This window comes from Sphingomonas jinjuensis, from assembly GCF_014197105.1.
Lineage (GTDB): Bacteria > Pseudomonadota > Alphaproteobacteria > Sphingomonadales > Sphingomonadaceae > Sphingomonas > Sphingomonas jinjuensis.
Genome location: NZ_JACIEV010000004.1, coordinates 235178 through 262128, shown reverse-complemented (window position 1 = coordinate 262128; position 26951 = coordinate 235178). Strand labels below are relative to the sequence as shown.

Here is a 26951-nt window from a genome sequence, read left to right as displayed (position 1 = left end):
GCCTCCCTACCTCTCCCGCCCGGAGAGGGAGCAGGAAGCCATCCTCGGGCTCGATCGTTGGTACGGTCCATGACCGTCCAGCGCTTGTTCCTCGCCCTCCTGCTCCTTTTCACGAGCCCTGCCGCGGCGCAGGAGGTGTCGCTGGCCACCGCGTCGGCGCAGCTGGCGCAGGCGGAGGGCGATCTGCGCAGCGTCGACCGCGCGCTCGACGGGCGGGTCGATCGTAGCGATCGCGCGGCGCTGCGGGCGAAGGCGGCGGCGGCGCAGGCGATGGTGCGGACGACGACGGGCGCGCTCGAGGACCAGCTGGCGCTTGTCGATGCGCGGCTCGCCGGCCTCGGGCCGGTCGCGGCCGGAACCGTCGAAGCGCCCGAGATCCGGCGGCAGCGCGCGCAGTTGCAGCAGCAGCGCGGCGTGCTCGATGCGGCGGCGAAGCGCGGCCGGCTGGCGGCGGTCGAGGCGGAGCAGCTGATCGACGAGATCGCGCGGGCTCAGGCGGAGCAACTCAACCAGACGCTGTCGACGCGATCGCCCTCGCCCTTGTCGCCCGGCTTCTGGACCGCGCTGGTCGAGGCGATGCCGCGTGACCTCAGGCGCGTCGACGGCTTCGTGCGGCAAGGTGCCGAGCAGATCGCGCGGCAGTGGCGCGGCGGCTTGCCGTGGCAGGCGCCGGCGGGGCTGGTGGCGGCGCTGATCCTGTTGCTGCCGCTGCAGAAACTGGGGCGGCGCGTTGGCCAGCGCTACCTGATCGGCAACACGCCGGGCCACCGGGTGCGGCGCAGCGGCTATGCGATCTGGAGCGTGATCGTCGGCACCGTCGCGCCGCTGCTGGCCGCCGCGGTGCTGGTGCAGGGATTGCGCTGGGCCGGCCTGCTGCCCGAGCGGTGGAGCGGGTTGCTCGACGGCATCGTGTTCGCAAGCGGCTTTGCAGGCTTCGTCGCGGCGCTGGGCGGGGCGGTGCTGATGCGCAGCCAGCCGTCGTGGCGGGTCGCACCGATCGCCGACGAGACGGCGCGGCGGTTGCGGCCGCTGTCGTGGATGCTCGCCGCGCTGACCTTCGCGACGGTGATGGTCGAGGTGTTCAATCGGACGATCGGCGTCAGCCGCGCCGCGACGATCGCGGCGCAGACGCTGGAGGCGGTGCTGCACCTGGGGCTGATCGGCTGGTTCCTGCTGCTGCTCGGCCGGCTGCGCGCGGAGCGGGCGGCGCGCGGCGATCTCGATGGCGCTTCGGCGAGCGCCGGGCTGCTGAGCCTGGTCGCGTGGCTGCTGGTGGGGCTCGCCACGCTGGCGCTGCTGATCGGCTATATCGGCTTCAGCCTGACCGTCGCGCGGATGATCGTGTGGGCGCTGGTGCTGGGCGCGGCGCTGTACCTGCTGATGCGCGCGGCGGACGATGCCGCGACCAGCGTGTTCAACCGCGACAGCCGGGTCGGCGCGACGCTGATGCACGGCCTCGGGCTGCGCGGCAGCGTCGTCGACCAGTTCGGGCTGCTGCTGTCGGCGGTGGTGCGCGTCGCGCTGGTGCTGCTGGCGCTGAGCATGTTGCTGAGCCCGTTCGGCGCGGACGGGATCGGGACGCTGTTCGGGCGGCTCGGCGTGCTGGCGCAGGGGATCAAGATCGGCGGGCTGTCGATCGCGCCCGGCGCGATCCTGCGCGCGATCGTGGTATTGTTCGTCGGGTTGGCGCTGGTCCGCGCGTTCCTGGGCTGGCTGGAGAAGCGCTATCTGCCCGCCACCGACCTCGATGGATCGGGGCGCAATTCGATCAGCCTGGTCGCACGCTACGTCGGCATCGCGCTGGCGGTGATCTGGGGGCTGGCGTCGCTGGGGATCGGGATCGAGCGGATCGCACTGCTGCTGTCGGCGCTGTCGGTCGGCATCGGTTTCGGCCTGCAGGCGATCACGTCGAACTTCGTGTCGGGGCTGATCCTGCTGGCCGAGCGGCCGATCAAGATCGGCGACTGGGTGCGCGTCGGCCAGGACGAGGGCGATGTGAAGCGGATCAGCGTGCGCTCGACCGAGATCGCGCTGGCCGACCATTCGACATTGATCGTGCCCAATTCGGAGCTGATCACGAAGTCGGTCATCAACAAGACGCTGGCGGCGCCGCTGGGGCGGGTGCAGATCCAGTTCTCGGTCCCGCTCGGCACCGATGTCGAGCAGGCGCGGCGGATCGTGCTCGATGCCTTCGTCGCGGAGGAAGCGGTGGTGGCCGACCCGGCCCCGGCCGTGTTCATCGATTCGATCGCCGACGGGCGGGTCCTGTTCAACTGCTTCGCGCACGTCGGCTCGCCGCGCGACGCCTATCGCACGCGCAGCAACGTCTTCATGGCGCTGCTGACGCGCTTCCCCGACGAGGGGATCGATATCGGGACGGTGCCGCAGCGGCTGGAGCTGGCGGCGCCCGATGGCGTCATCGCGCCGCCGGCAGCGGCGCCCGCACCGCCAGCGTAGCGATGCCGAGGACGATGGCGTCCTCGACCGCGCCGGTGGCGGTCTGGCCCCAGCGGCGCATCGCCCATTGGCGGGCGCGGAAGGTGACGAAGGACGACACGATAGCCGTCGCGGCGCCGAGCGCGGCGGCGGTGACGCGGCGATCCTTCGGCGCGAACGCCATCGCCGCGACCGCGCCGGTCAGCGTGCGGCCGACGAGGCCGGGGGCGATGATGCGATCGGGGGCGGACTTCATCTTGTCGCCCGCCATCTCGCCGCCGGCGATGGCGAGGATGCCGGTCGCGATCAGCGGGTTCGCGAGCAGAGGGGGGATGCCGCTGTCGGCGGGCAGCTGACGCGCGCGAGCGGCGTTGGCGACGGCGGCGAGGGGGGTCAGGGCGCGGGCGCCGGCGGTGGCGGCGATCAGGATGGAGCGGAGCATGGGTGGGGCAACGCGGGTCGGGGAATTGTGCTCCCGTTAAATCCTCCCCGGCACGGGGAGGGGGACCAGCCGCGGGCTGGTGGAGGGGCAGAGGCGGGCGATGCCGCTTGGGGCTGCCCCTCCACCACCGGCTGCGCCGGCGGTCCCCCTCCCCGTGCCGGGGAGGATTAGAGAGCTGCGTCGATGTCCGCCGCGGAATGGCGTTCGCGTAGCTGGGGGCTGTCCCAGGTGCGGGTGACGATGCGGCCACGCTGTACCCCGGGACGGGCGGCGATCTCGTCGGCCCAGCGGCGGACATGGGGATAGTCCTGCACCGACAGGAACTCGGCAGCGTTGTACAGCGTGCCGAGGACGACCTGCCCGTACCACGGCCAGGTGGCGATATCGGCGACCGAGTAATCGTCGCCGGCCAGGAAGCGCGTGTCGCCCAGGCGGCGGTTCAGCACGTCGAGCTGGCGCTTCGTTTCCATCGCGTAGCGGTTGATCGGATATTCGTATTTCTCCGGCGCATAGACGTAGAAATGCCCGAAGCCGCCGCCGAGGAACGGCGCGCTGCCCATCTGCCAGAACAGCCACGACAGCGTCTCCGCGCGCGCCGGCCCACTGGCGGGAAGGAAGGCGCCGAACTTCTCGGCGAGGTGGATCAGGATCGCGCCGGATTCGAAGATGCGGATGGGCTCGGCGCCGCTGCGATCGACGAGCGCTGGGATCTTGGAGTTGGGGTTCACGTCGACGAAGCCGCTGCCGAACTGCTCGCCCTTGGCAATGTCGATCGTCCAGGCGTCATATTCCGCACCTGCATGGCCGGCGGCGAGCAGCTCCTCGAGCATGATCGACGCCTTGATCCCGTTGGGCGTTGCCAGCGAATAGAGCTGGAATGGATGCTCGCCGACCGGCAGCTCGGCATCGTGCGTGGCGCCAGCGATGGGGCGGTTGGTCGAGGCGAAGCGGCCGCCGTTGTCCTTGTCCCAGGTCCAGACGGCAGGCGGCGTATAGGTGGGGTCGGACATGGGGCCTCGTTTCGTCAGTGGTGATGGCAAGGTGGGGAGTGGGTAGCCATGCGCCAAGGCTTGTCTCACATCCTCCCCCGCCAGGGGAGGTGGCAGCCTTCAGGCTGACGGAGGGGGAGGTAGGCCGTGCGCTATCGATAGTGCACGGCCTACCTCCCCCTCCGTCGTGCTTCGCACGCCACCTCCCCCTGGCGGGGGAGGATCAGGGGCCAGCAACAGTTCGTTACTGGAACGAACCCGATCGTCCGCTCGTCTCCTAATCTAAGGCAAGGGGAAAGCAGGCGGCATTGGGGGGATCGGGACGACAATCGCTGTTTGCGCCGTTCGGCGTCGAGGCGAGGTATCAGCTGAGCCTGACCGGCTGGCTGGTGCTGGCGGCGGCGATCATCCTCGTTGGCGTCCTCGCGCTGTCGATCACGGGCATTCGTCGCAAGGGCAAGCCGATCGGGCACCAGAGCGGCATTCGCATGATCTGGTGGCTGGGCGCCGTCTTTCCGACGGTGACGCTGTTCGCGCTGCTGGTCGTCACGCTGCCGGCGATGCGGCCGATCGTCGCTGGCGTGGATGCGCTCAAGATCGCGGTGACCGGCGAGCAGTTCTGGTGGCGCGTCGGCTATGCCGGGCCGCAGGGTGGCGTCGTCACCGCGAACGAGCTGCGCGTGCCCGTGGGGCGGACGGTCGACCTGCGGCTGGAGGCGGGCGACGTCCTCCACAGCTTCTGGGTGCCGGGCCTCGCGGGCAAGATGGACATGATTCCCGGCCGCACCAACCGGCTGGTGGTGCGCGCGACCAAGGCGGGCGTCTATCGCGGGCAGTGCGCCGAGTTCTGCGGCCTCAGCCATGCGCTGATGGCATTCGACGTCGTCGCGATGGAGCCGGCGGCGTTCGACGCCTGGCTCGCGCGCGAGGCGGCGGGTGCCGCGGCGCCGGTCGATGCGGCGGGCGCGGCGGCGTTCGCGCGGCATGGTTGCGGCGGATGCCATGCGGTGCGCGGCACCGATGCTGCCGGCATGATCGGCCCCGACCTGACTCACATCGGCGCGCGGCGCTCGCTGGGTGCGGGGATGCAGCCGATGACGATCCCCAACCTCGCCCGCTTCGTCCGCGATGCGCCGAGCGTGAAGCCCGGCGCGCGGATGCCCGCCTATCCCCAGATGACGCCCGAGGAGGCCCAAGCCATCGCCCGTTACCTGAAGGGCCTCGCATGAGCCTCCACGCGCAGGACGATCCCGCTCTCCGCGAAGCCCAGGAAGACCGGCTGCGCGCGGTGTGGAAGCCGCCCGAGGGGCTGTTCCTGCGCTGGACCGACACCAACAACAACCGCGTCGGCGTGTGGTATGTGCTGACCGCGTTCGGCTTCATGCTGTTCGCGGGCGTGCTGGCGCTGATCATGCGCGCGCAGCTGGCGGCCCCGGGCAACGACCTGGTCAACGCATCGACCTTCAACCAGCTGTTCACGCTGCACGGGTCGATGATGATGTTCCTGTTCGCGGTGCCGATGTTCGAGGCGGTCTCGATCATCCTGCTGCCGCAGCTGCTGGGCGCGCGCGACCTGCCGTTCCCGCGCCTGTCGGCGTTCGGTTATTGGAGCTTCCTGATCGGCGGCGTCTTCGTCGCGGGGTCGATCTTCTTCGATGCGGCGCCCGACGGCGGCTGGTTCATGTATCCGCCGTTCACGACGCGCACCGACCTATCGGGACTCGGCGCCGACATCTGGATGCTGGGCCTGAGCTTCATCGAGGTATCGTCGGTGGCGGCGGCGGTGGAGCTGATCGTCGGCGTGCTCAAGTGCCGGCCGCCGGGGATGCGGCTGAACCTGATGCCGCTCTATGCCTGGTACATCCTCGTCGTGGCGGTGATGATCCTGTTCGCCTTCCCGCCGCTGATCGCGGGCGACCTTTTGTTCGAGATGGAGCGGCTGCTCGGCTGGCCGTTCTTCGACGCGGCGAAGGGCGGCGACCCGATCCTGTGGCAGCACCTGTTCTGGATCTTCGGCCATCCCGAAGTCTACATCGTCTTCCTGCCGTCGATCGCGCTGTTCGCGATGCTGATCCCGACCTTCGCGCAGCGGCCGCTGGTCGGCTATCCGTGGATCGTGCTGGCGGCGGTGGGGACGGCGTTCCTGAGCTTCGGCCTGTGGGTCCACCACATGTTCGCGACCGGGCTGCCCAAGATCAGCCTGGCGTTCTTCTCGGCGGCATCGGAGGCGGTGGCGATCCCGACCGCGGTGCAGATCTTCGCCTTCATCGCGACGCTGTGGGCGGGGCGCGTCGTGTGGTCGACGCCGCTGCTCTATGCGGTGGGATCGGTCGCGATCTTCGTCATCGGCGGGCTGACCGGGGTGATGGTGGCGATCGCGCCGTTCGACTGGCAGGCGCACGATACCTATTTCATCGTCGCGCACCTGCATTACGTGCTGATCGGCGGCACGCTGCTGCCACTGTTCGGCGGGCTTTATTATTACTGGCCGCTGATCACCGGCAAGAAGCTGTCCGACCGGATCGGGCGCACCGCCTTTTGGGTGCTGTTCGCTGGCGCCAACCTGACCTTCTTCCCGATGCATCTGTCGGGGCTGATGGGGATGCCGCGGCGCGTGTTCACCTATCCGGCGGAGCTGGGGATCGGGAACCTCAACCTCGCGTCGACGGTGGGATCCTATCTCTTTGCGTTCGGCGTGCTGCTGGTGTGCGTCGATCTGGCGCTGAGCCCCCGGCGCGCGAAGTCGCCGCGCAATCCGTGGAACGCGGGGACGCTCGAGTGGCTGGCGCATCCCGATGACGAGGATTGGGGCATCCGCTCGGTCCCGCTGATCGAGAGCCGCTATCCGATCTGGGAGCAAAAGGATTTCGTGCAGAAGGTCGACGAGGGTCGCTTCTTCCTGCCCGACGCCGAGGAAGGGCGGCGCGAGACGATCGTGACCAGCGTGATCGACGCGCGTCCGGTGCAGGTGCTGCGGCTGGGTGCCCCAAGCGCAGTGCCGATGATGACCGCGATCGCGCTGGGCAGCGTGTTCATCCTGACGACGTATCACCTCTACACCCTTGCGCTGGTCGGTGCGGCGGCGACGCTGGCGCTGGTCCTGTACTGGCTGTGGACGGGCACCGCCGAGATTCCCGAGAAGGAAGAAAAGCCGATCGGCCACGGCATGGTGATGCCGCTCTATATCTCCGGCGGGTCGGCGACCGGCTGGTGGGCGATGTTCATCACCATGCTGGCGGATGCGACGGCGTTTTCGGGGCTCGTCTTCGGCTATTATTTTTTCTGGACGGTGCGGCCGGAGTTCCCGCCGACCGGGCCGGGATTCGACGGGCCGGGCGTATTGTGGCCGATGGTCGCACTGGCGCTGACCGCGGCGAGCTGGGGCGCGACGGTGGCAGCGCGCGAGACGCATGCGCGGGGCGGTGTCGGCACCGCCCGGATCCTGCTGGCGTTCGGTGTCGTGGCAAGCCTGGCGGCTATCCCCGCCGGCCTGGCGGGGCCGTGGCTGTCGGGCATGGCGCCCAAGCTGCACGTCTATCCCGCGATCGTGTGGACGCTGGCGATCTGGACGGTGGCGCATTCGGGCGTCGGCGCCATCGCGCAGGGCTATGCGCTGGCGCGGAGCATCGCCGGGCGAATGACGCCGCGCTACGACGCCGACGTGCGTAACGTCACGGTGTTCATGCACTTCATGCTCTTCACCGCGGTCGTCACCTATCTGACCATCGGCCTGTTCCCGGAGGCGTCGTGAAGCGCGGGCTGGGCCATCGCGTCCGCGAACTGCGGGTGACGCTATGGACGCTGATCGTGCCGCCGAGCGTATGGGCGGCGCATTTCCTGTTCTGTTATCTGTGGGTCGCGGTGTCGTGCGCGAAGACCGGCGGGTTCGAACGCTTTCCGATCGCCTTCGTCATCGGCACGCTGGGAGCGCTGGCGATCATCGCCGCGTCGGGCGCGATCGCCTGGGCGCAGGCGAAGACGCCGGGCGATCCGCCGCCGCACGACGAGGGGACGGACATAGACCGCACCCGCTTCCTGGCAAAGTCGACGCTGCTGCTGGCGGCGCTGTCGTTCGTCGGCGTGCTGTTCACCGCAGCGCCGGCGCTGATGCTGACGGATTGCCGGTGAGGGCTTTTGTATCGCAGATCCTCCCCCGGAGGGGGAGGGGGACCAGCCAAAGGCTGGTGGAGGGGTATTCGCCTCAAGCCGTGACGCCTGGGACGTACCCCTCCACCACCGCTGCGCGGCGGTCCCCCTCCCCCTCCGGGGGGGGATTGGGGTGGGTCGTGGCTGTCGTGGCGACGGTGCTCGCGCTCGGCGGCTGGGGCATGAGCGCACATATGGCCGGGCATATGCTGGCGGTCGCGGTGGCGGCTCCGCTTCTGGTCCTGTCCCGGAGGGGTGGCTTAAAGCAGATTGGGTCGCTTGGGGATGGTACCCCTTCACCAGCCTTCGGCTGGTCCCCCTCCCCCGCCGGGGGAGGATTTGGGTTGCCGTTTGCCTACATGGTGGTGGAGCTGGTCACGGTGTGGGGGTGGCATCTTCCCGCCGCGCGCGAACTGGCCGACGGCAACGTCGTGGCGGCGCTGGTCGAGCAGGCGATGTTCCTGGGCGTCGGTATCGGGCTGTGGCGCGCCAGCCTGGCCGCGCCGGCGGCGGGAATCGCAGCATTGCTGCTGACGTCGATGCACATGACGTTGCTCGGCGCGCTGATCGGGCTGGCGCCGCGTCCCTTGTATCCGATGATGGCGATGCATGCTCCCGAGGCGCTGGGTCCGCTGGCCGACCAACAGTTGGGCGGCGTCGTGATGCTCGCGATCGGCGGTGCGGCCTATATGGCGGGCGGCCTGTGGCTGCTCGCGGGAATGCTGAAGGAAAGGGCGCCGGCATGACGCTGCGGATCACCTGGGCGCGAGCCGCGGCGGCGGTGGTGGCGCTGATCCTGGCGGGGCTGCTGTTCGCCTGGTCGGGCCTGTTCAACGTCGCGGCGTCGAGCGGGCACTGGAAGGCGACCGAGTGGTTCCTCCATTGGGTGATGCGCAATTCGGTGCGCACCCACGCCGCCTTCGCGACCCCCGACGAGGTAACGACGCGCGAGGGGCTGGTGAGCGCCGCCGGCCATTTCGCAGGGGCCTGCGCCTCGTGCCACGGCGCGCCTGGGCAGCGGCCGTTGCCGGTGATGCAGAAGGCGATGCCGCCCGCGCCCGACCTGTCGGTGAACGCGCGCGAGTGGACCGACCGGCAGACCTTCTGGATCCTGAAGCACGGCGTCAAATATTCGGGCATGCCCGCCTGGGCCGCCAAGGAGCGGCCCGACGAGATCCGGCGCATGGTGGCGTTCGTGCGCCGGCTGCCGGAAATGACGCCGGCCGAGTATCGCTCGCTCGCCGGCGAGGCGGGGCAGGTCGGCAGGCTGAACGCCTGCGTGGCATGCCATGGCGCCGACGGTCGCGGGCGCGGCCAACCTGACATCCCGGTGCTGGGCGGGCAATCGCCGGCCTATCTGGCGCGGACGCTGGCGGACTATGCGGCCGGGCGGCGCGACAGCGCGGTCATGGCGCAGGCGGCGGCGCTGCTGACCCCCGAGGAGCGCGTGGCGCTGGCGAAGCATTTTGCAGCGATGCCCGGCCTTGGCCGGGGAACGGCGGTCGACGATGCCAGGGCGCAGGACATCGCCGAGCGCGGCCTGCCGCGGGTCCAGCTGCCCGCCTGCCTCAGCTGTCACAAGCCGGGCGGCAGCGCGCCGGTGCTCACCGGGCAGAAGCCGCAGTATCTGGCGGCGCGGCTGCGTCACTGGAAGGGCGATGGCAAGGAGATCGACGCACGTCAGCCGCAGGACGTGATGCCGGTGATCTCTCGGCGCATTCCCGATGACATGATCGACCGTCTGTCGCGCTATCTGGCCGGCCGCTGACGGGCGTCGGGAGAAGTCCCCTTCGCAAGCGGGCGCGGATCGGGCATTCTTGGCCGACGGCCGACCTGCCGCCGGCCGCAGGCATATCATGGCGAGAGGTGGTGCGTCGGCATGGCTCCAGGACGGCAAGCGGGCGGCAGCGGAACGACGGTCGTCGATGCGATCAATCGCATCTTCAGCGAAGCGCTGTCGACGGCATCGATCGAGGCGCTGGCCAGGCTGTGCCTGCGCGAGATGGAGGCGGTGACCGGCGCCAGCTACAGCTTCATGGGCGAGGTGAACGAGGCGACGGGACGGCTCGACAGCCTGGCGATCAGCGACCGGGCCTGGTCGGTCTTCATCGACGGCGATGCGCGCTTTCCGGCGCCGCCCGCGGGCTTTGCGATCAAGGGTTTCTTCGATCGCGTCCTCAATGAGGGGCGCAGCCTGATCGTCAACGATCCGGCGTCGCACCCCGACAGCCAGGGCGTGCCCAACCGCCATCCCGCGCTCGACAATTTCCTGGGCGTGCCGCTGAAGAGCGGCGAGCGGACGATCGGCATGGTCGGGCTGGGCAACCGGCCGGGCGGCTTCGGCGCGACCGAACGCGAGGCGGTCGAGGCGATGGCGCCGGCGGTGCTCCAGGCACTGACCAACAAGCGCGCCGACGAGGCGCTGCGCGACAGCGAGCGGCGGTTGCAGACGCTGATCGAGGGCATCCCCCAGATGGTGTGGCGTGCGGTCGACGGCGGCCAGGTGACCTGGATCAGCCCGCAATGGACCGCCTACACCGGGCAGAGCCAGGACGAGGCGCGAGGGCATGGCTGGCTGGAATGCGTCCATCCCGACGACCGAGCCGGGGGCACTTTCCTGTGGGAGCAGGCGGTTGTCAGCGGACGGCTGGAGATGGACGGCCGGATGCGGCGGGCGGACGGGGTCTATCGCTGGTTCCAGGTGCGCGCCACGCCGGTGCGCGATGCCGCCGGCCGCATCGTCGAATGGCTCGGCACCTCGACCGACATCGACGACCTTCGCCGGTTGCAGCATGGCCAGCAGCTGCTCGTCGCCGAGCTGCAGCATCGCGTGCGCAACATCCTGGCGGTGGTGCGATCGGTCTTCACCCGCACGGTCGAAGGGGGCCGATCGATCGAGGAGGTGGCGGATCATTTCACCGGCCGGCTCGACGCGCTCGCCCGCACCCAGATCATGATGACGCAAAGCCCGACGGGTTATGTCGACCTGGAGGACCTGATCCGCGACGAGCTGCTCAGCGTGCGTGAGGACGACGACAGCGCAATCACCGTCGAAGGCCCCGACATCGCGCTGCCGGCGCACGCCGCGGAATCGCTGGGGCTGGCGGTGCACGAGCTGGTGACCAACGCGGTGAAATTCGGCGCGCTGAGCAGTCCGGCCGGAAAAGTCCGTATTTCCTGGAGAGTTAACTCACATTGTGGAGGGGTTCGAACGCTTAATCTTACATGGAGCGAACAGGGTGTACCCGCGGTGCCGGTGGCGCCGATCCGTCAGGGTTTCGGAGTCGAGCTGATCGAGGAGGCATTGCCGTATCGGCTGGGGGCGGAAACGAGGATCGAGTTCCTGGGCGGTGGCATTCGCTGTGCGATCGCCCTGCCCCTGCGCGATGGCGACGTCGGTACGGTCACGTGAAGGATGAAGCGATGGCACAGCCATTGGCCGGCAAGACGATCCTGGTGGCGGAGGACGACTATTTCCAGGCGGCCGACCTGAAGCGGGCGCTGATCGAGGCGGGGGCGACGGTGGTCGGGCCGGTGGCTGACGTCGACGGAGCAATGGCACTGGTCGCCGCCGGGCGGCTCGATGCCGCGGTTCTTGACGTAAATTTGTCAAGTACGCTATCGTACCCCTTGGCAGATCGGTTGGCCGCTGACGCAATACCCTATGTCTTCCTGACGGGGTATGATGTCTGGGCCCTGCCGGAGGCGTATCGTTCGGTGCCCCGATTGTCGAAGCCATGCCTGATGGACAGCGTGGTCGTGATGGTCGGCCGACTTATGACTGGGGCAGAAGCATGTTGAACCACGCCATCAAGCAAGCCGCACCGTTGCCGCCGGCGGTCACGCGCCTGGCGTCGCTGGCGACGCTCGACGCCGCCGACCTGACCATCCTGGGCAACGCGATGCAACGTGCGCAGGCGGTGCGCGTCCGCCGCGACCTGATGGTCGAGGGGCGCGAGATCGTCCAGCCGCAGCTGATCCTGTCGGGCTGGGCGGCGCGGGTCCGCATCCTGCTCGACGGCCGGCGTCAGTTCCTCCACTTCCTGCTGCCCGGCGACGTCATCGGCATGAGCCGCCATTCGAACCCGATCGCGGTGTCGACGGTCGTGGCGCTGACGGAAGTCACCGCGTGTCCACTGCCCGACGGCGACATGCCGCCCGGCCTGACCGAGGCGCTGGCGGTGAGCGGGGCGGTCGACGAGGCCTATCTGCTCGCCCAGATCGCCCGGCTGGGGCGGATGAGCGCGCGCGAGCGGATCGCCGACCTGATGCTGGAGCTGCACGAGCGGCTGAGCGCCAACGGCACGGCGGAGGAGCGCAGCTTTGACATGCCGATCACGCAGGAGATACTGGCCGACGCGATGGGGCTGACCGCCGTCCATGTGAACCGGATGCTCCAGTCGGCGCGGCGTAGCGGCGACCTGCTCTGGACCAACGGGCGGCTGACGATCCCCGATCCGTTCGCGCTGGCCCGCCAGGTCGGCCGCACGCCGACCCGCGTCACCAAAGGCTAGATGCTGCTGGCGAGGCGAAGCAGCGCTTCCACCACCGCCTGCGCCGGCGGCACGACGATGCGGCCGATCAGGTTGGCGTTGGGGAAGACCATCGGCACGACGACGATCAGCAGGATGACGATCAGCAGGCCGTAGCGCGCGAGCTTGGCATATTGCATCGCCAGGGGCCGCGGCAGCACGCCCTCCAGCACGTGGCTGCCGTCGAGCGGCGGCACCGGCAGCAGGTTGAATAGCGCCAGGAAGACGTTGACGAGGATGAAGTTGAACAGGTTGGCGGTCAGGAAGGCGCCGACCGGCCCGGTCGCCACCGATCCGACGACGCCGATCGCGATCGCCGCCAGCAGCGCCAGCGCGAAGTTCATTCCCGGTCCCGCCAGCGCCACCAGCACCATGCCCCAGCGCGGATTGCGCAGCCGGCTGGCATCGACCGGCACCGGCTTCGCCCAGCCGAACACCGGCGCCCCCGCGACGGCAAGGCCGAGCGGCAACAACACGGTGCCGACCGGATCGACATGGCGGATCGGGTTGAAGCTAAGGCGGCGCAGGTCCCTGGCGGTCGGATCGCCGAGCCAGCGCGCCGCCCAGCCATGCGCGACCTCGTGAAAGACGATCGCGATCACCAGCGGCACGATCCACGCCGCGGCGCGCAGGACGATATTGTCGGGGTTCATGCCGCCGATATGGGGCGGCCTAGGCTCTCCGAGAAGTGGCGACGGCACAGCGCGATATAGCGGTCGTTGCCGCCGATCTCGGTCTGCTGTCCCTCGGCGACGGGATTGCCGGCGGCATCGACGCGCAGGTTCATCGTTGCCTTGCGTCCGCACACGCACACCGACTTGATCTCCACCAGCGCGTCGGCGACCGCGAGCAGCCGCGCCGATCCCTCGAACAGCCGCCCCTGGAAATCGGTGCGCAGGCCATAGGCGAGGACCGGGATGCCGACCGTATCGCACAGGTGCGCGAGCTGCCCGACCTGCTCGGCGGTCAGGAACTGCGCCTCGTCGACGAACACGCAGGCGACGGGCTCGGTCGCAAGGCGGGCGATGACGCAGGCGGCGATATCGGTGGCGGGATCGAACGGCGTCGCCTTCGCCTCCAGCCCGATCCGCGAGGTAATGGTGCCATAGGCGAAGCGATCGTCGACGCCCGCGGTGAACAGCATCGTCGCCATTCCCCGCTCGCGATAGTTGAAGTCGGCCTGGAGCAGGTTGGTCGACTTGCCGGCGTTCATCGAGGCATAGTAGAAATAGAGCTTGGCCATCAGGCGAGCGTTTCGATGGGCAGCGGCGATGCGACGCCGGCATCGTCCGCAAGATCGTATTCGAAGGTGACGAATCCCGTTGCGCCCCGAGCCGCAATCAGATGGATCATATCGGCGAAATCGGCGCCTTGAGCGTATCGATCCACGCACCATGACACGCCAGCATGTCTTTCGATCGTGATGGTGTCCGTCTTCATCACTTCGCGCAGTATCTCGACGATGGCGCCGCGCGCGAGCCCGTATTTGCGGCCGCCCAGAACCCAGACCAATTCGATGAGGACCGTCAACGAGATCATGACGGGTTCCCGCATGACGGTATCGGCCACGAGACTTCGTCGGTCGTCGTCACGGGTGATCCAGCGGACAAGAATGTTGGTGTCGACCGCCCTCATTAACCGCGATCGGCCCGGCGGTCCGCCTCGTCGCGAACAGCTTGATCCATTTCCTCGAGCGTGACGGCAGATCCCGCATGGCGGTAAATCTGCTTGAACCGCGCCACGGCTTCATCCGGGGAGATTGTCTTGCGAGCCGCCCGCCGTCGCCGCAACATGACGCCATCGACCGTTTCGACGACGTCCAGATCGGTCCCCGGCGACCAACCCAGCCGGTCGCGCACCGCCTTGGGTACGACGACCTGCCCCTTCTCCGACACTTTCGTAAACGCGTTCATGGCGGTAAGATGCGTCTTACCTCACTCGCCGTCAAGGTCGCGCGCTACCTCGGGCTTGCGGAGCAGCGCATCGATGTGGCTGCCTTCGTCGAAGCTCTCGTCGGCGAGGAACTTCAATTTCGCCGCGTATTTCATCTTGATGCGATGCGCGACCTCGCGCTGGAGATAGGCGGTGTTGGTGCGCAGCGCCTTCAGCACCGCCTCCTCGTCGCGGCCGAGCAGCGGCTTCACGAACACCGTCGCGTGGCGCAGGTCAGGGGACATGCGCACCTCGGTGATGCTGACCATGTGGCTTGCCAGCGTCTCGTCGTGGACGTCGCCGCGCTGAAGCACTTCCGACAGGATATGGCGCACCTGCTCGCCGACACGCAGCGTGCGGACGGATTTTTCCTGAGGTTCTTTGTTCATCGTCGGTCCTCACCCCTCTCCCATTGGGAGAGGGAGGGGCCCGCCCGGCGCCAGCCGGGTGGGAGGGTGAGGGCAGGGCGACAACTGCCCTCACCCTTCCGCCGACATCGTCGGCTCCCTCCCTCTCCCACAGGGAGAGGGATTGTGGTTTACAGCGTGCGTTCGCGCAGTTCGACCTCGAAGGTTTCGAGATAGTCGCCCGGCTTGATGTCCGTGAAGTTCTGCGTGAACGTCACACCGCATTCCAGACCGGCGCGGACTTCGGCGACATCATCCTTGAACCGGCGGAGCGAGGCGATCTCGCCCTGGTAGATGATGACGTCGTCGCGGGTGATGCGGGCCTTGAGCGCCTTGCGGATGACGCCTTCGGTGACCAGCAGCCCGGCGGCCTTGCCGGTCTTGCCCGCCGAGAAGACCTCGCGGATCTCGGCACGGCCGACGACCGTCTCGAACGCCTCGGGGCCGAGCTCGCCCGCCATGCCGGCGCGGATCTCGTCGATCAGGTCATAGATGACGTCGTAATATTTCAACGCCACCTTCTGCCGCTCGGCGATCTCGCGTGCCTTGGCATTGGCGCGGACGTTGAAGCCGATGATCGGCGCGCCCGAGGCCCCCGCGAGCGTCACGTCGCTCTCGGTGATGCCGCCGACGCCCGAGTGCAGCACCCGCGCCTTGATGAGATCGGTCGAGATCTTGTTGATCGACGCCACGATCGCCTCGACGGTGCCCTGCGTGTCGGCCTTGACGACGAGCGGATACTCCTTCGCCTGGTTGGCCTTCAGCGCCGAGAACATGCTCTCGAGGCTGGCCGGCGCCGCGGTGGTGCGCTTCTGGGTCAGCACGCCTTGGCGATAGGCCGCGACCTCGCGCGCGCGCGCCTCGTTCTCGACGACCTGGAGCGGATCACCCGCCGACGGCACGCCCGAGATGCCGAGCACCTCGACCGGCATCGCCGGGCCGGCTTCCTTAAGCTGACGGCCCTTGTCGTCGACGATCGCGCGCACCTTGCCGCTTTCCGCACCGACGACGAACACGTCGCCGACCCGCAGCGTGCCGCGATTGACGAGGATCGTCGCGACCGGGCCGCGGCCCTTGTCGAGCTTCGCCTCGATCACCGTGCCCTCGGCGGGACGATCGGGGTTGGCCTGCAGCTCGAGGATTTCGGCCTGAAGCTGGATCTTCTCGATCAGCTCCTCGAGGCCGGTCTTCTTGAGCGCCGACACCTCGACGTCCTGGACGTCGCCGCCCATCGCTTCGACCACGACCTCTTCGCTGAGCAGGCGCTCGCGGATCTTCTGCGGATTGGCCTCGTGCTTGTCGACCTTGTTGATCGCGACGATCATCGGCACGCCGGCGGCGCGGGTGTGATTGATCGCCTCGACCGTCTGCGGCATCAGCCCGTCGTCGGCCGCGACCACCAGCACCACGATGTCGGTCACGTCGGCGCCGCGGGCACGCATCTGCGTGAACGCCTCGTGGCCCGGGGTGTCGAGGAAGGTGACCTTCGACTTGTCCTTCAGCGTCACCTGATACGCACCGATGTGCTGGGTGATGCCGCCAGCCTCGCCGCGCACCACGTCGGTGCCGCGCAGCGCGTCGAGCAGCGACGTCTTGCCGTGATCGACGTGGCCCATGATCGTGACCACCGGGGGACGCGGCTTCAGGCTGTCGGGGGCGTCCTCGGTCGTGTCGAGCGCCAGGTCGATGTCGCTGTCGCTGACGCGCACGATGTTGTGGCCGAACTCGGTCACCAGCAGCTCGGCCGTATCCTGGTCGATGGTCTGCGTCATCGTGACGGGCGAGCCCATCTTGAACAGCGCCTTCACCAGGTCGGCACCCTTCTCGGCCATGCGGTTGGCGAGCTCCTGGACAGTGATCGCCTCGGGCACCTGGACGTCGCGGACCTGCTTGGCCTGCGGCTCGCGCGGGCCGCCGAAGCCACGCTTTTCCTTCTCGCGGGCACGCTTGAGCGCGGCCAGCGAGCGGGCGCGGGCGCCATCCTCGTTGAGGGCACGGTTGACGGTCAGCTTGCCGCCGCGACGCTCGTCACCCTTGCGGTCGCGCTGCTGCGGACGTGCCGGCGGCGCATTGCGCGGCGTGGCGGCGCCGGAGGTGAAGCTGCGCTGCTGCGGTGCCGACGACGACGCGCCGGACGAGGCGGCCGGTGCCGGGCTCGCGGTCGCAGCCGCGGCCGCGGCCGGCGCGGCGGCAGGCTGCTTGGGCGGCGGCGGCGGCGGACGCTCGGGACGGGCGACCGGCGAGAAGCGGCGCGGCGCCGGCATCGACGGATCGCGCGCCAGCTCGACGATCGGCGGCGGCGCCGGGGTCGGTGCGGGCGCCGGCTTGGCGGCGACCGGTGCCGGAGCAGGCGTCGGGGCCGGAGCTGGTGCGGGCGCCGCTACCGGGGCGGCGGGCGCCGGCGTCGGTTCGGGCGCGGCCTCGACGACCGGGGTCGGCGCGGGCGTGGGTGCCGGGGTCGGCTCGGGCTCGGGCGCGGGCGTTGCCGCCTCGACGCGCTTCTCTTCGGCGCGGCGACGCTCGGCCTCGGCGGCCTGCTGACGCTCGCCCTCCTCGCGGCGGCGCGCGTCCTCCAGCGCCTGCATGCGCTGTTCCTCGGCCTCGCGCAGCAGCTTGGCCTGGCGCTCCTGCGGCGACAGCTGCTCAGAGGCAGGCGTGCGGACCGGCTGCTGCGGCGCGCGCGCGACCGGTGCCTCGACGGCGGGCTCGGGCGCGGCGGGCGCCTCGTTCTGCGGCGCCGGCGCGGGATCGCCCGGACGGCGGAAGGTGCGTGCCTTCTTGGTCTCGACGATCACGGTGTTCGAGCGGCCGTGGCTGAAGCTCTGCTTCACCTGGCCGGTCTCGACCGTCCGCCGCAGCCCCAGGGGCGCGCGGGTGCCAAGCTTCGGCTTTTCGTTGTCGGTCTCGCTCACTCAGATTCCTCGTATTCGTCTACGGCCTTCGAACGCCCGGAAACTCGGGGCGGCGATGCGCCCTGCGCGGCCGTTGCGCAAGGTGCCGGGTCGGGGGAAGCCGCCAAAGTCGAGCTTTGACGCGATTCCATAGGGTCGGGTCCGATAAAATGCAGCCAGCGGTCGAGCGCATCGCTCACCCGCGCGGCTGCAGCGCGGTCGGTCAGGCCGAGGTGTACCACATTCTCGCGGCCTAGCGCCAACGACAATATGGGTCGGGCGAGCGGAAGTGCCAAGCCCTGAAGGTCGCTTCCTTCGCGATCGGAGCCCACGCGCCATGCCTGTGCGAGCCGGCGCTTGCCGTCGGGCTGCGCATCGGCGGCATGGTAGAGCGCGTAGAGCTTGCCCGATCGGGCGGCCTTCTCGATTCGCTCGGAGCCGCTCAGCAGCGTGCCCATCTTCGCCTCGAGCCCGAGCCGGTCGAGCGCGTTGCGCTCCAGCGCGGCGGCGACGAGTGTGGGAAGGTCGGCGGGAATGGCGAGGTCGCTGGTCTTGAACGCCCGCGCGAGCGCGCCGCGCAGCTTGCCCTTGGCCAGCGCCTCGGCGAGTTCGGCCTGGTTGACGCCGATCCATGCACCGCGGCCGGGCGCCTTGGCGCGGACATCGGGCAGGATCTCGCCCGCCGGTCCGAGCGCGAGGCGAATGAGGCGGTCGCGGGCCGCGCGGTCGCGGGTGAGGATGCAGGAGCGGATGGGGTCGGTCATGCGGCGATGCTCCCACACGCTTCGTCACCCCGGCCCTGAGCCGGGGTCCATCGTGCGGCAGGCGGCGACGCATGAGGGAGCGGCAACCGTGGGCTTACATGCTGGCGAGTGGCACGTACGGTACGTTGTACCTTGGCGTTAGCTCCAACCTGATCGGCCGCCTGATCCAGCATCGGGAAGGGACGTTCGATGGCTTCACCAGCCGTTACCGCGTGCTTCGGCTCGTTTGATACGAGATGGCCGAGACCATGGAAGCGGCGATCGCCACAGAGAAGCGGCTCAAGAACTGGCGTCGAGATTGGAAGATCGCCCGGATCGAGCGGGACAATCCGCATTGGGCGGATCTTGCCGTGGGTTTGGGCCTGCCGCCGCTCGACGACTGAAACAGCGACCTGAGCCGCGCGCTGAGCGATGGACCCCGGCGCAAGGCCGGGGTGACGCGCTGGGCACGCGCCGCCGTCCGCCCCGGGGGTGACCCGGGGCGTCGTCGCGCGACGCTGGTGGCGTGCTATCCGATCATTGCGCCGAGTCCGCATCAGCGTCCTCCTCGGCGGGCTGTTCCTCGTCGGCGAACCAGTGCTGGCGGGCGGCCATGATGATCTCGTTGCCCTGCTCGTCCGACAGGCCGTATTCGGCGAGAATGCCGCCACGGTTCTCCGAACGCTCGGGGCGGCGGGCGGCGGCGTCTTCGCCGCGGCGACGCGGCTCGGCGCGCTTCCTCTCGACCAGCTCGTCGGTCGCGAGATCGGCGAGGTCGTCGAGCGTCTTGATCCCCGCCTTGCCGAGCGTGACCAGCATCGCCTCGGTCAGATACGGCATCGTCGTCAGCGCATCGTCGACGCCGAGCGCGATACGCTCGGCACGATTGGCCTCCTCGCGGCGCTCGAGCGCTTCCGACGCGCGGCTCTGCAACTCGTCGGCCAGCTCTTCCAGCCCCTCGATCTGCGCGATCTCGTCCGCCTCGACATAGGCGACCTCTTCGAGGCTGGTGAAGCCCTCGGCGACGAGCAGCTGGGCCAGCGTCTCGTCGACGTCGAGCTCGCGCTCGAACATCGTCGAGCGATCGACGAATTCCTTCTGGCGCTTCTCGGAAGCGTCGGCCTCGGTCAGGATGTCGATCGCCTTGCCGGTCAGCTGGCTGGCGAGGCGGACGTTCTGACCGCGGCGGCCGATCGCGAGGCTGAGCTGGTCGTCGGGAACGACCACCTCGATGCGCTCTTCCTCCTCGTCGATGACGACGCGGCTGACCGATGCCGGCTGCAGCGCGTTGACGACGAAGGTCGCGATGTCGGGCGACCAGGGGATGATGTCGATCTTCTCGCCCTGCATCTCCTGCACGACGGCCTGGACGCGGCTGCCCTTCATGCCGACGCAGGCGCCGACCGGATCGATCGACGAGTCGCGGCTGATGACGCCGATCTTGGCGCGGCTGCCCGGATCGCGGGCGGCGGCCTGGATGGTGATGATGCCGTCGTAGATCTCGGGCACTTCCTGCGCGAACAGCTTCTTCATGAAGTCGGGATGCGCGCGGCTGAGGAAGATCTGCGGCCCGCGGTTCTCGCGCACCACCTTCAGGATCAGGCTGCGGATGCGGTCGTTGACGCGGACGACTTCGCGCGGGATCTGCTGGTCGCGGCGGATGACGCCCTCGGCACGGCCAAGGTCGACGACGATGTGGCCGAACTCGACGCGCTTGACAACGCCGGTGATGATCTCGCCCTGGCGGTCCTTGAACTCTTCATACTGGCGCTCGCGCTCGGCGTCGCGGACCTTCTGGAAGATGACCTGCTTGGCGGCCTGCGCGGCGATGCGACCGAATTCGATCGGGGGCAGCGGATCGACGATATAGTCGCCGATCTGCGCGCCCTTCTGCAGCTTCTCGGCGCCCTTCAGGTCGACCTGGGTGAAGTAGTTGTCGACCGCCTCGACCACCTCGACGACGCGCCACAGGCGAAGGTCGCCGGTGTTGGGGTCGAGCTTCGCGCGGATGTCGTTCTCGGCGCCGTAGCGCGCCTTGGCCGCGCGCTGGATCGCGTCCTCCATCGCCTCGATGACGATGCCCTTGTCGATCATCTTCTCCGACGCGACCGAGTTCGCGATCGCGATCAGCTCCGCGCGGTTGGCGGTGGCAACGCTGGCCATCTTACTTTTGTCCTTCCATCTCGGCGTCGTCGTCGGACGCATCGTCTTCGTAATCTTCCGCGCCCTCGGTCGAGAGCGGCGCGGTGGCGGCGATCAGCCGGTCGGTGATCGTCAGCTTCGCGTCGGCGACCTTGTCCATCGGTACCGTCATCGCGCCGTGGCCACGCACGTCGATCGTGATCGAGTCGCCCTCGGCACCGACCAGGTCACCGGTCAGCACCTTGCGGCCATCGATCGGCTCGGCGAGCTTGATCCGCGCCTCATGCCCCGCCCAATCGGCGAAGTCCTTCGCGCGGGTCAATGGGCGGTCGATGCCGGGCGACGACACTTCCAGGCGATAGGCCTCGTCGATCGGATCGCGGCCCGCCTCCTCCAGCTCGTCGAGCCGGTCGGAGATGCGGCGCGACAGGTCGGCGCAGTCGTCGATCGTCAGCTGGCGCGTGTCCGGTCGCTCGGCCATGATTTGCAGCGTGCGATCGCCGGCGCCGCCGAACAGCTTCACGCGAACGAGGTCGAACCCCAGCGCCTTCGCCTCGGGCTCGATCAATGCGGTCAGTGCGGCGATATCCGCCATCGATACTCCATGCGTTGTCGCCGCCGCGGAGAGAACCCCGCAGCCTCCAGCATCCGACGATGTAGAGAAAGCACGCGTGATATAGAGTAAGGGGCGGGGCGACACAATCCCCATCGCGCCGCCTGCGTGACGAAAGGTTGCTGGCGGAACCGGCACGACCGTCCGACAGTAACTGCCCGATACCCTATCGAAGGACCGCCCGCCCGTGTCGACCCGCTTGCTCGCCGCCGCCGCCCTAGTCGCCGCCACCGCCTGCTCCGCCGAGCCTGCCGCCAACCAGGCCGCGCCGGCATCGACCCCGGCGGCGGGTGCGCTGCCGTTCAAGACGACGGTCGTCGCCGACTTTGATGCGCCCTGGGCGATGACGTTCCTGCCGGACGGGCGGATGCTCGTGACCGAAAAGCAGGGACAGATGCTGCTCGTCAGCGCCGACGGGCAGCAGCGCCGGACGATCGCGACGATCCCGGTCGATGCAGCGGGGCAGGGCGGCTTGATGGACGTGGTGCCGGCGCCGGACTTCGCCTCGTCGCGCCGCGTCTATTTCAGCTATGCGGCGGCGTGCGAGGGTGGCGGCAAGCATGTCGTTCTGGCGCGCGGCACGCTCGGCGGCCAGGCCGGGGGCGAACAGCTGACCGGCATCGAGACGCTGTTCGCCGCGCGTCCCTGCGTCGAGGGCGACGGCCATTATTCCGGTCGCATCGCCTTTTCTCCCGACCGCCAATATCTCTTCTTCACCAACGGCGAGCGCCAGAAGTTCACGCCGGCACAGGATCCCCAAGCGACGCTGGGCAAGGTGCTGCGGCTGACGCTCGACGGCAAGCCGGCGGCGGGCAACCCGCTGGCGGCGAAGGGCTTCGCGCCCGAGGTCTGGTCCTATGGCCACCGCAACCTGCTCGGCATCGCCTTCGACGCGCAGGGCAATCTGTGGGAACAGGAGATGGGGCCGAAGGGCGGCGACGAGGTGAACCTCATCAAGCCGGGTCTCAACTACGGCTATCCGAACGTGTCGAACGGCAGCCACTACGATGGTCGCGACATTCCCGATCACAAGCCGGGTGACGGCTATGAGGCGCCCAAGGTGTGGTGGAACCCGGTGATCTCGCCGGCGGGGCTCATGATCTATTCCGGCTCCATGTTCCCGCAGTGGAAGGGCGATGCCTTCATCGGCGGGCTGTCCAGCCAGGCGCTGGTGCGGGTCGACCTGAACGGGACGACCGCGACCAAGGGCGACCAATGGCCGATGGGCGCGCGCATCCGCGAGGTGGAGCAGGGCCCGGACGGCGCAATCTGGGTGCTGGAAGATGGCGGCCGCGGCAGCCAGGGGCGGTTGCTGAAGCTGACCCCGGCGTAACTGTCATCCTCCCCCTGGCGGGGGAGGATCAGCTGTCCCGCACGATCAGGTAATTCATCCGCGCCGAGGCGATCGGCTTCGTGCGGTCGTCCTGCCAGGCCACCGCCTCGACATTGGCGACGCGGGTGCCGAGGCGGGTGACGATGCCCTCGGCCAGCGTCGGCTTGTCGCGACCGCCGCGCATAAAATCGACGGTGACGTTGACCGGCTTGATCCGGCCGCCGCCCTCGTCGGCCAGCGCATAGTCGAGCGCGACGATCGCCGCCATCTCCAGCAGCCCGGCGATCGCCCCGCCGTGGAGGAAGCCGGGGCGGCCGAGGACGCTGTCGGCGAAGGGCATGACCAGCAGCGGCGCCTCGCCGTCGCGCGGTTCGATCGTCAGCCCGAGCAGCTGCGCATAGGGGGGCAGCGTCATGCCGCCGCGTCCAGCAACATGAAGGTGCCGGCGACGGTCGCGACCGGATCGGCGGGGTCGCCATCGTGCGCGGTGCCGCGGACGAAGGCGATGTTGCGGGTGACGCGGACGCACTCGCCGCGGCCGATGACGGCACGGTGCGGGGTGGCGGGGCGCAGATAGTCGACGCGCAGGTCGAGCGTCGCCTGAGGGTGGAACGCCCCTCTGCGCTGCCACACCGCCAGGCTGGCCGCCATGTCCATCAGCGCGACGATCGGCCCGGAGGCGAGGACGCCGCTGGCGGGATCGCCGACGAGCCGCGAATCATAGGGCAGCGTCAGTTCGACCCATTCCGGCCCGTGCGAACCAAGCGCGATCCCGAGCGCGCCGCCGTGGCCGAGCTTGAGCGCGAAGGCGCAGAAGCGGTCGATGTCGAAGCCGGTCATGGCGCGCGGCTGTACACGGCTAAGGGGTAGAGGCAACGCCCCGCCCGTTCGTCCCGAGCGCAGTCGAGGGACATGCGACAGGTGCCTCGACTTCGCTCGGCACGAACGGTGTGGGCCAGCTTGCCCGCGGCCGGAGAGGCGGTAGGTTGGCCGCAAACAGGAGAGACCCATGACCGATCGCGTCGCCACCACCGTTCAGGACGGCATCGCCGACGTCCGCCTGACCCGCGCGGACAAGATGAACGCGATCGACCCGGCGATGTTCGAGGCGATCGGCGCCGCGATCGATGCCTTGCGCGATCGCCGCGACGTCCGCTGCGTCGTCGTATCGGGCGAGGGGCGGGGGTTCTGCGCCGGGCTCGACATGGCGAGCATGGCGGCGGGCGGATCGGGGCTGTCGAAGGACGACCGCAATGACGACGGCGCGATCCTGCCGCAGCATGTCAGCTGGGGGTGGCGGACGCTGCCGATGCCCGTCATCGCGGCGGTGCATGGCGTCGCGCTGGGCGGTGGCTTCCAGATCATGTCGGGCGCGGACGTCCGTATCGCCGCACCCGGCACGCGCTTCGCGATCCGCGAGAGTTACTGGGGGCTGGTGCCCGACATGGCGGGCTTTGCGCTGTGGCGATCGCTGGTGCGCGATGACGTGCTGCGCGAGCTGGTCTATACCGCGCGCGAGTTCGAGGCGGAGGAAGCGCTGGCGCTCGGTTTCGTGACGCGGATCGACGCCGATCCCCATGCAGCGGCGAGGGCGCTGGCGCGGGAGATCGCAGGCCGCAGCCCGCCGGCGATCCGCGGCGCCAAGCGGCTGCTCAACATGGCGCACGATGCCGATCCCCGCGCGATGCTGGAGGCGGAAACGCGCGAACAGGTGGCGGTGATCGGCGGCACGCACATGATGGAGGCAGTGCGCGCCAACATGGAAAAGCGCGCGCCGCGGTTCGAGGACTGATGCGCGCGAACGTCAGTCGCGAGCCTAGGCTCGGCCGTCGCTCAGGCGGCTCGGCGTAGCGACGCGAAGCTGTCGAACGTTGCGCGTACCGTCGGCGAGGCATTGCCGGTCAGATCGGCGATGCGGGCGATCAGCGTGTCGGCATCGGCGCCGGGGCGCTTCTCGGCCATCGCCCAGGCGCCGAACTCACGCTCGTCGATCGTGCGATCGGACAGGACGACGAGGCTGCGGTGCCGCGGGTCGGCAGCGATGCGGGTGAAGGCCCGGCGGACCGGTAGTTCGGGCCCTTCGAGGACCTGAAGAAAGCGAACGCCATCGGCGTACAGCAGGCCGGTGATGTCGTCGCGGGCGTTGTTGCGGCGCGACGCGGCGAGAACGTCGCTGATATCGGGCGTGCCGCGGGCGGTGCTGATGTAGAGAAGCTGGATCACGCTGATCTCCCTTTGCACCCATTGTGGGTGTAAGGGTTTGAAATCCCGTAAATTCACCGTTGATGACGGTTAATGATCGGTCGCAATCCTGCCGTCGCTGTAGGTCGAAGAGCGTCCACTCCCCCGGTACGCCAGGGGGGAAGCCAGCCGACCAGGGTCAGAGGACGATGGTCTTCGGCCTTGCCTCGTCGATCGCGGCGAGGATCATCCGTTCCCAGATGGCGACGTCGCCGACGGCGGCCATCGCCTCGTCCGGTTCGCGCAGCGTGCGCAGGACGGCGCGGGCGTCGTCGAGATAGTTGGGCCAGGCGCTATCGACGGCTGCTGCGGCGGACTCGGCCTCGCCCTCGGCATTGGCGCTGATCCGCTGGGCGGCGAGCACGCGCGCGATGCGTTCGGCGATCGGGGTGATGGACACGTCCATGATGCTGTTCCCTTCACGCGATCAAACCGGCGAGGGGGCAGGGGGTTGCGCGTAATTTCATCCTCCCCCGCCAGGGGGAGGTGGCGGCGAAGCCGTCGGAGGGGGCGGATGCCGCGCACCATCGATGGCGCAAGGCGTCCTCCCCCTCCGACACGCTGCGCGCGCCGCCTCCCCCTGGCGGGGGAGGATCGAAGGTTTACGCGTTCGCCTGCGCCCGGCCGCTGGTCGCGCCACGGCGACGCTGGCTGCCGCCGCGACGGTTGCGGAACTCGCCCGTCTTCACCGGAGCATGGGTTGCCCGCGGCTTGGCCGGGCCGCGCTGCTGACGCTGGCGGTCGTCGCGCGGGGCGGGATCGTTGCCGATCGCCTTGACGCGCGTCGCCTTGATCGCCTCGGCCTGGCGCATGAAGTCCGCCGGCAGCGCCTGGATCTGGATCTTCTGGCGGGTCAGCTTCTCGATGTCCTTCAGATACGCCCGCTCGTCATCGGCGCAGAAGGCGATGGCGATGCCGCTGTTGCCGGCACGCGCGGTGCGGCCGATGCGGTGGACATACTGCTCGGGCACGTTGGGCAGCTCGAAGTTGATGACGTGGCTAACGCCCGACACGTCGATGCCGCGCGCGGCGATGTCGGTGGCAACCAGGATCGGCACTTCGCCCGACTTGAACAGACCGAGCGCCCGCTCGCGCTGGCCCTGGCTCTTGTTGCCGTGGATCGCGTTCGCCTGGATGCCGTTGCCCGCCAGCAGCTTCACGACGCGGTCGGCGCCATGCTTGGTGCGGGTGAAGATCAGCGCGCGGTCGATCGCCGGATCGGCGAGCGTGATCGTCAGCAGCGCCTGCTTCTCCATCTGGTTGACGAAGGTGACATACTGGTCGACGCGCTCGGCGGTGGTCGACGCGGGCACGACCGACACCGTTTCCGGCTCGTGCAGGAACTGCGCGGCGAGATCGCGGATCGACGACGGCATCGTCGCCGAGAAGAACAGCGTCTGGCGACGGCGCGGCACCATCTTCACGATGCGGCGCAGCGCGTGGATGAAGCCGAGGTCGAGCATCTGATCGGCCTCGTCGAGGACCAGGATCTCGATCATCGACAGGTTGCAGAAGCCCTGCTCGACCAGGTCGAGCAGACGGCCCGGCGTGGCGACCAGGATGTCGACGCCGCGCGACAGGTCGTTGCGGTTCTTGTTGATGCTGGTGCCGCCGAACACGGTCGCGACCGATAGCTTGGAAAACTTGGCATAGCCGCGGGCGTTGTCGGCGATCTGGCTGGCCAGCTCACGCGTCGGGGCCAGCACGAGCATGCGGCAATGCGTCGGCAGCACGCGCTTGGCGTTTTCGGCCAGGCGCTGGATCGACGGCAGCACGAACGCTGCGGTCTTGCCGGTGCCGGTCTGGGCGATGCCCAGCAGGTCGCGGCCGGTGAGGACGGTCGGGATCGAATCGCGCTGGATCGGCGTCGGCGTCTCGTAGCCCTTGGCTTCGAGCGCACGGACGAGCGGCTCGGCGAGGCCGAGGTCGGTGAAATTGGTCATGTGGTACCTTGAGATATGAGGCCGTCCCACGCGCGACATGGCGCACGGGCGGCGGGGGGAAAATCCGACGCCCCGCGTGACGAGAGCCCCTTAAAACGAATGCCAGCTGCGGAGCCAAGGCGGTTAAGCCCGTTCACGCTGCAACGCTGCGGCAGCCCATC

27 protein-coding genes and 1 pseudogene are annotated in these 26951 nt (G+C 69.0%); 12 read left to right on the top strand and 16 right to left on the bottom strand.

Annotated features, from left to right (window positions below):
• Nucleotides 1–69: 69 nt before the first annotated feature.
• Nucleotides 70–2457, top strand: a complete 2388-nt coding sequence (locus GGQ80_RS08870; RefSeq protein ID WP_183983865.1) for a DUF3772 domain-containing protein — start codon at nt 70–72, stop codon at nt 2455–2457.
• Here the strand turns inward: GGQ80_RS08870 and GGQ80_RS08865 are convergent.
• Both GGQ80_RS08865 and yghU read right to left on the bottom strand, forming a co-directional pair.
• Nucleotides 2417–2878, bottom strand: a complete 462-nt coding sequence (locus GGQ80_RS08865; RefSeq protein WP_183983863.1) for a DUF4126 family protein — start codon at nt 2876–2878, stop codon at nt 2417–2419. The genes GGQ80_RS08870 and GGQ80_RS08865 overlap by 41 nt on opposite strands.
• A 167-nt stretch (nt 2879–3045) precedes the next feature.
• Nucleotides 3046–3888 (bottom strand): glutathione-dependent disulfide-bond oxidoreductase, encoded by an 843-nt coding sequence (gene yghU, locus GGQ80_RS08860; RefSeq protein WP_183983862.1) that lies wholly within the window; start codon nt 3886–3888, stop codon nt 3046–3048.
• Between the two features lie 287 nt (nt 3889–4175).
• Here yghU and coxB point away from each other — a divergent pair, with 287 nt between their 5' ends.
• From coxB to GGQ80_RS08820, 8 genes are all read left to right on the top strand, one after another.
• Nucleotides 4176–5096, top strand: coding sequence for a cytochrome c oxidase subunit II (coxB, locus tag GGQ80_RS08855; RefSeq protein WP_183983860.1), 921 nt, complete (start codon nt 4176–4178; stop codon nt 5094–5096).
• A complete protein-coding gene (gene ctaD, locus GGQ80_RS08850) occupies nt 5093–7618 on the top strand; it encodes a cytochrome c oxidase subunit I (protein WP_183983858.1) in 2526 nt (841 codons plus the stop codon). Before coxB ends, ctaD begins: the two co-directional genes overlap by 4 nt.
• Complete coding sequence (locus tag GGQ80_RS08845) at nt 7615–7995, top strand: hypothetical protein (RefSeq protein WP_183983856.1); 381 nt, start codon at nt 7615–7617, stop codon at nt 7993–7995. The genes ctaD and GGQ80_RS08845 overlap by 4 nt, the downstream gene beginning before the upstream one ends.
• On the top strand, nt 7992–8759 hold the full coding sequence (locus GGQ80_RS08840; protein WP_343050964.1) for a cytochrome c oxidase assembly protein: 768 nt from the start codon (nt 7992–7994) through the stop codon (nt 8757–8759). Before GGQ80_RS08845 ends, GGQ80_RS08840 begins: the two co-directional genes overlap by 4 nt.
• Entirely contained in the window at nt 8756–9781 is a 1026-nt protein-coding gene (locus GGQ80_RS08835; RefSeq protein WP_183983852.1) for a c-type cytochrome, read from the top strand. Before GGQ80_RS08840 ends, GGQ80_RS08835 begins: the two co-directional genes overlap by 4 nt.
• Before the next feature lie 111 nt (nt 9782–9892).
• Nucleotides 9893–11425, top strand: a complete 1533-nt coding sequence (locus GGQ80_RS08830; protein WP_183983850.1) for a sensor histidine kinase — start codon at nt 9893–9895, stop codon at nt 11423–11425.
• An 11-nt stretch (nt 11426–11436) separates the two neighbouring features.
• Nucleotides 11437–11814 carry a response regulator gene (locus tag GGQ80_RS08825; RefSeq protein ID WP_183983848.1) on the top strand — a complete coding sequence of 126 codons (378 nt, stop codon included), beginning with the start codon at nt 11437–11439 and terminating at the stop codon, nt 11812–11814.
• A complete protein-coding gene (locus GGQ80_RS08820; RefSeq protein WP_183983846.1) occupies nt 11808–12527 on the top strand; it encodes a Crp/Fnr family transcriptional regulator in 720 nt (239 codons plus the stop codon). Before GGQ80_RS08825 ends, GGQ80_RS08820 begins: the two co-directional genes overlap by 7 nt.
• On the opposite strand, the gene GGQ80_RS08815 is transcribed toward GGQ80_RS08820, so the two are convergent.
• The 7 genes from GGQ80_RS08815 to GGQ80_RS08785 all read right to left on the bottom strand — a co-directional run bounded on the left by GGQ80_RS08815 (nt 12524) and on the right by GGQ80_RS08785 (nt 18539).
• Nucleotides 12524–13198, bottom strand: coding sequence for a site-2 protease family protein (locus tag GGQ80_RS08815; protein ID WP_183983844.1), 675 nt, complete (start codon nt 13196–13198; stop codon nt 12524–12526). The genes GGQ80_RS08820 and GGQ80_RS08815 overlap by 4 nt on opposite strands.
• Nucleotides 13195–13788 carry a thymidine kinase gene (locus tag GGQ80_RS08810; RefSeq protein WP_183983842.1) on the bottom strand — a complete coding sequence of 198 codons (594 nt, stop codon included), beginning with the start codon at nt 13786–13788 and terminating at the stop codon, nt 13195–13197. Before GGQ80_RS08810 ends, GGQ80_RS08815 begins: the two co-directional genes overlap by 4 nt.
• Nucleotides 13788–14180, bottom strand: coding sequence for a type II toxin-antitoxin system VapC family toxin (locus GGQ80_RS08805; protein WP_183983841.1), 393 nt, complete (start codon nt 14178–14180; stop codon nt 13788–13790). The genes GGQ80_RS08810 and GGQ80_RS08805 overlap by 1 nt, the downstream gene beginning before the upstream one ends.
• Nucleotides 14180–14458, bottom strand: a complete 279-nt coding sequence (locus tag GGQ80_RS08800) for an AbrB/MazE/SpoVT family DNA-binding domain-containing protein (protein ID WP_183983839.1) — start codon at nt 14456–14458, stop codon at nt 14180–14182. The genes GGQ80_RS08805 and GGQ80_RS08800 overlap by 1 nt, the downstream gene beginning before the upstream one ends.
• Before the next feature lie 21 nt (nt 14459–14479).
• Complete coding sequence (gene rbfA, locus GGQ80_RS08795) at nt 14480–14866, bottom strand: 30S ribosome-binding factor RbfA (protein ID WP_183983837.1); 387 nt, start codon at nt 14864–14866, stop codon at nt 14480–14482.
• A gap of 149 nt (nt 14867–15015) precedes the next feature.
• Nucleotides 15016–17796, bottom strand: a complete 2781-nt coding sequence (gene infB, locus GGQ80_RS08790) for a translation initiation factor IF-2 (protein WP_183983835.1) — start codon at nt 17794–17796, stop codon at nt 15016–15018.
• Entirely contained in the window at nt 17793–18539 is a 747-nt protein-coding gene (locus GGQ80_RS08785) for a DUF448 domain-containing protein (protein WP_183983833.1), read from the bottom strand. The genes infB and GGQ80_RS08785 overlap by 4 nt, the downstream gene beginning before the upstream one ends.
• 71 nt (nt 18540–18610) lie before the next feature.
• On the opposite strand from GGQ80_RS08785, the pseudogene GGQ80_RS08780 reads away from it, so the two are divergent.
• A pseudogene (locus GGQ80_RS08780) lies at nt 18611–18922 on the top strand (GIY-YIG nuclease family protein).
• Between the two features lie 133 nt (nt 18923–19055).
• Here the strand turns inward: GGQ80_RS08780 and nusA are convergent.
• Together nusA and rimP are read right to left on the bottom strand one after the other, a co-directional pair.
• Nucleotides 19056–20681 (bottom strand): transcription termination factor NusA, encoded by a 1626-nt coding sequence (gene nusA, locus GGQ80_RS08775; protein ID WP_183983831.1) that lies wholly within the window; start codon nt 20679–20681, stop codon nt 19056–19058.
• Between the two features lies 1 nt (nt 20682).
• The gene (rimP, locus tag GGQ80_RS08770) at nt 20683–21255 is read right to left on the bottom strand and encodes a ribosome maturation protein RimP (RefSeq protein ID WP_183983829.1); all 573 of its coding nucleotides are present in this window, start codon (nt 21253–21255) and stop codon (nt 20683–20685) included.
• A 205-nt stretch (nt 21256–21460) separates the two neighbouring features.
• Here rimP and GGQ80_RS08765 point away from each other — a divergent pair, with 205 nt between their 5' ends.
• Nucleotides 21461–22606, top strand: coding sequence for a PQQ-dependent sugar dehydrogenase (locus tag GGQ80_RS08765; protein ID WP_183983827.1), 1146 nt, complete (start codon nt 21461–21463; stop codon nt 22604–22606).
• A gap of 28 nt (nt 22607–22634) precedes the next feature.
• Here the strand turns inward: GGQ80_RS08765 and GGQ80_RS08760 are convergent, their stop codons facing one another.
• Nucleotides 22635–23021, bottom strand: a complete 387-nt coding sequence (locus tag GGQ80_RS08760; protein ID WP_183983825.1) for a PaaI family thioesterase — start codon at nt 23019–23021, stop codon at nt 22635–22637.
• Nucleotides 23018–23446 (bottom strand): PaaI family thioesterase, encoded by a 429-nt coding sequence (locus GGQ80_RS08755; RefSeq protein ID WP_183983823.1) that lies wholly within the window; start codon nt 23444–23446, stop codon nt 23018–23020. The genes GGQ80_RS08760 and GGQ80_RS08755 overlap by 4 nt, the downstream gene beginning before the upstream one ends.
• 169 nt (nt 23447–23615) lie before the next feature.
• On the opposite strand from GGQ80_RS08755, the gene GGQ80_RS08750 reads away from it, so the two are divergent.
• Nucleotides 23616–24398 carry a crotonase/enoyl-CoA hydratase family protein gene (locus GGQ80_RS08750; protein ID WP_183983821.1) on the top strand — a complete coding sequence of 261 codons (783 nt, stop codon included), beginning with the start codon at nt 23616–23618 and terminating at the stop codon, nt 24396–24398.
• 41 nt (nt 24399–24439) lie between these two features.
• Here the strand turns inward: GGQ80_RS08750 and GGQ80_RS08745 are convergent, their stop codons facing one another.
• The 3 genes from GGQ80_RS08745 to GGQ80_RS08735 form a co-directional block, all read right to left on the bottom strand.
• On the bottom strand, nt 24440–24829 hold the full coding sequence (locus GGQ80_RS08745) for a BLUF domain-containing protein (protein ID WP_183983819.1): 390 nt from the start codon (nt 24827–24829) through the stop codon (nt 24440–24442).
• Between the two features lie 157 nt (nt 24830–24986).
• Complete coding sequence (locus tag GGQ80_RS08740) at nt 24987–25253, bottom strand: hypothetical protein (protein WP_183983817.1); 267 nt, start codon at nt 25251–25253, stop codon at nt 24987–24989.
• Between the two features lie 196 nt (nt 25254–25449).
• A complete protein-coding gene (locus GGQ80_RS08735; protein WP_183983815.1) occupies nt 25450–26790 on the bottom strand; it encodes a DEAD/DEAH box helicase in 1341 nt (446 codons plus the stop codon).
• Between the last annotated feature and the right edge of the window lie 161 nt (nt 26791–26951).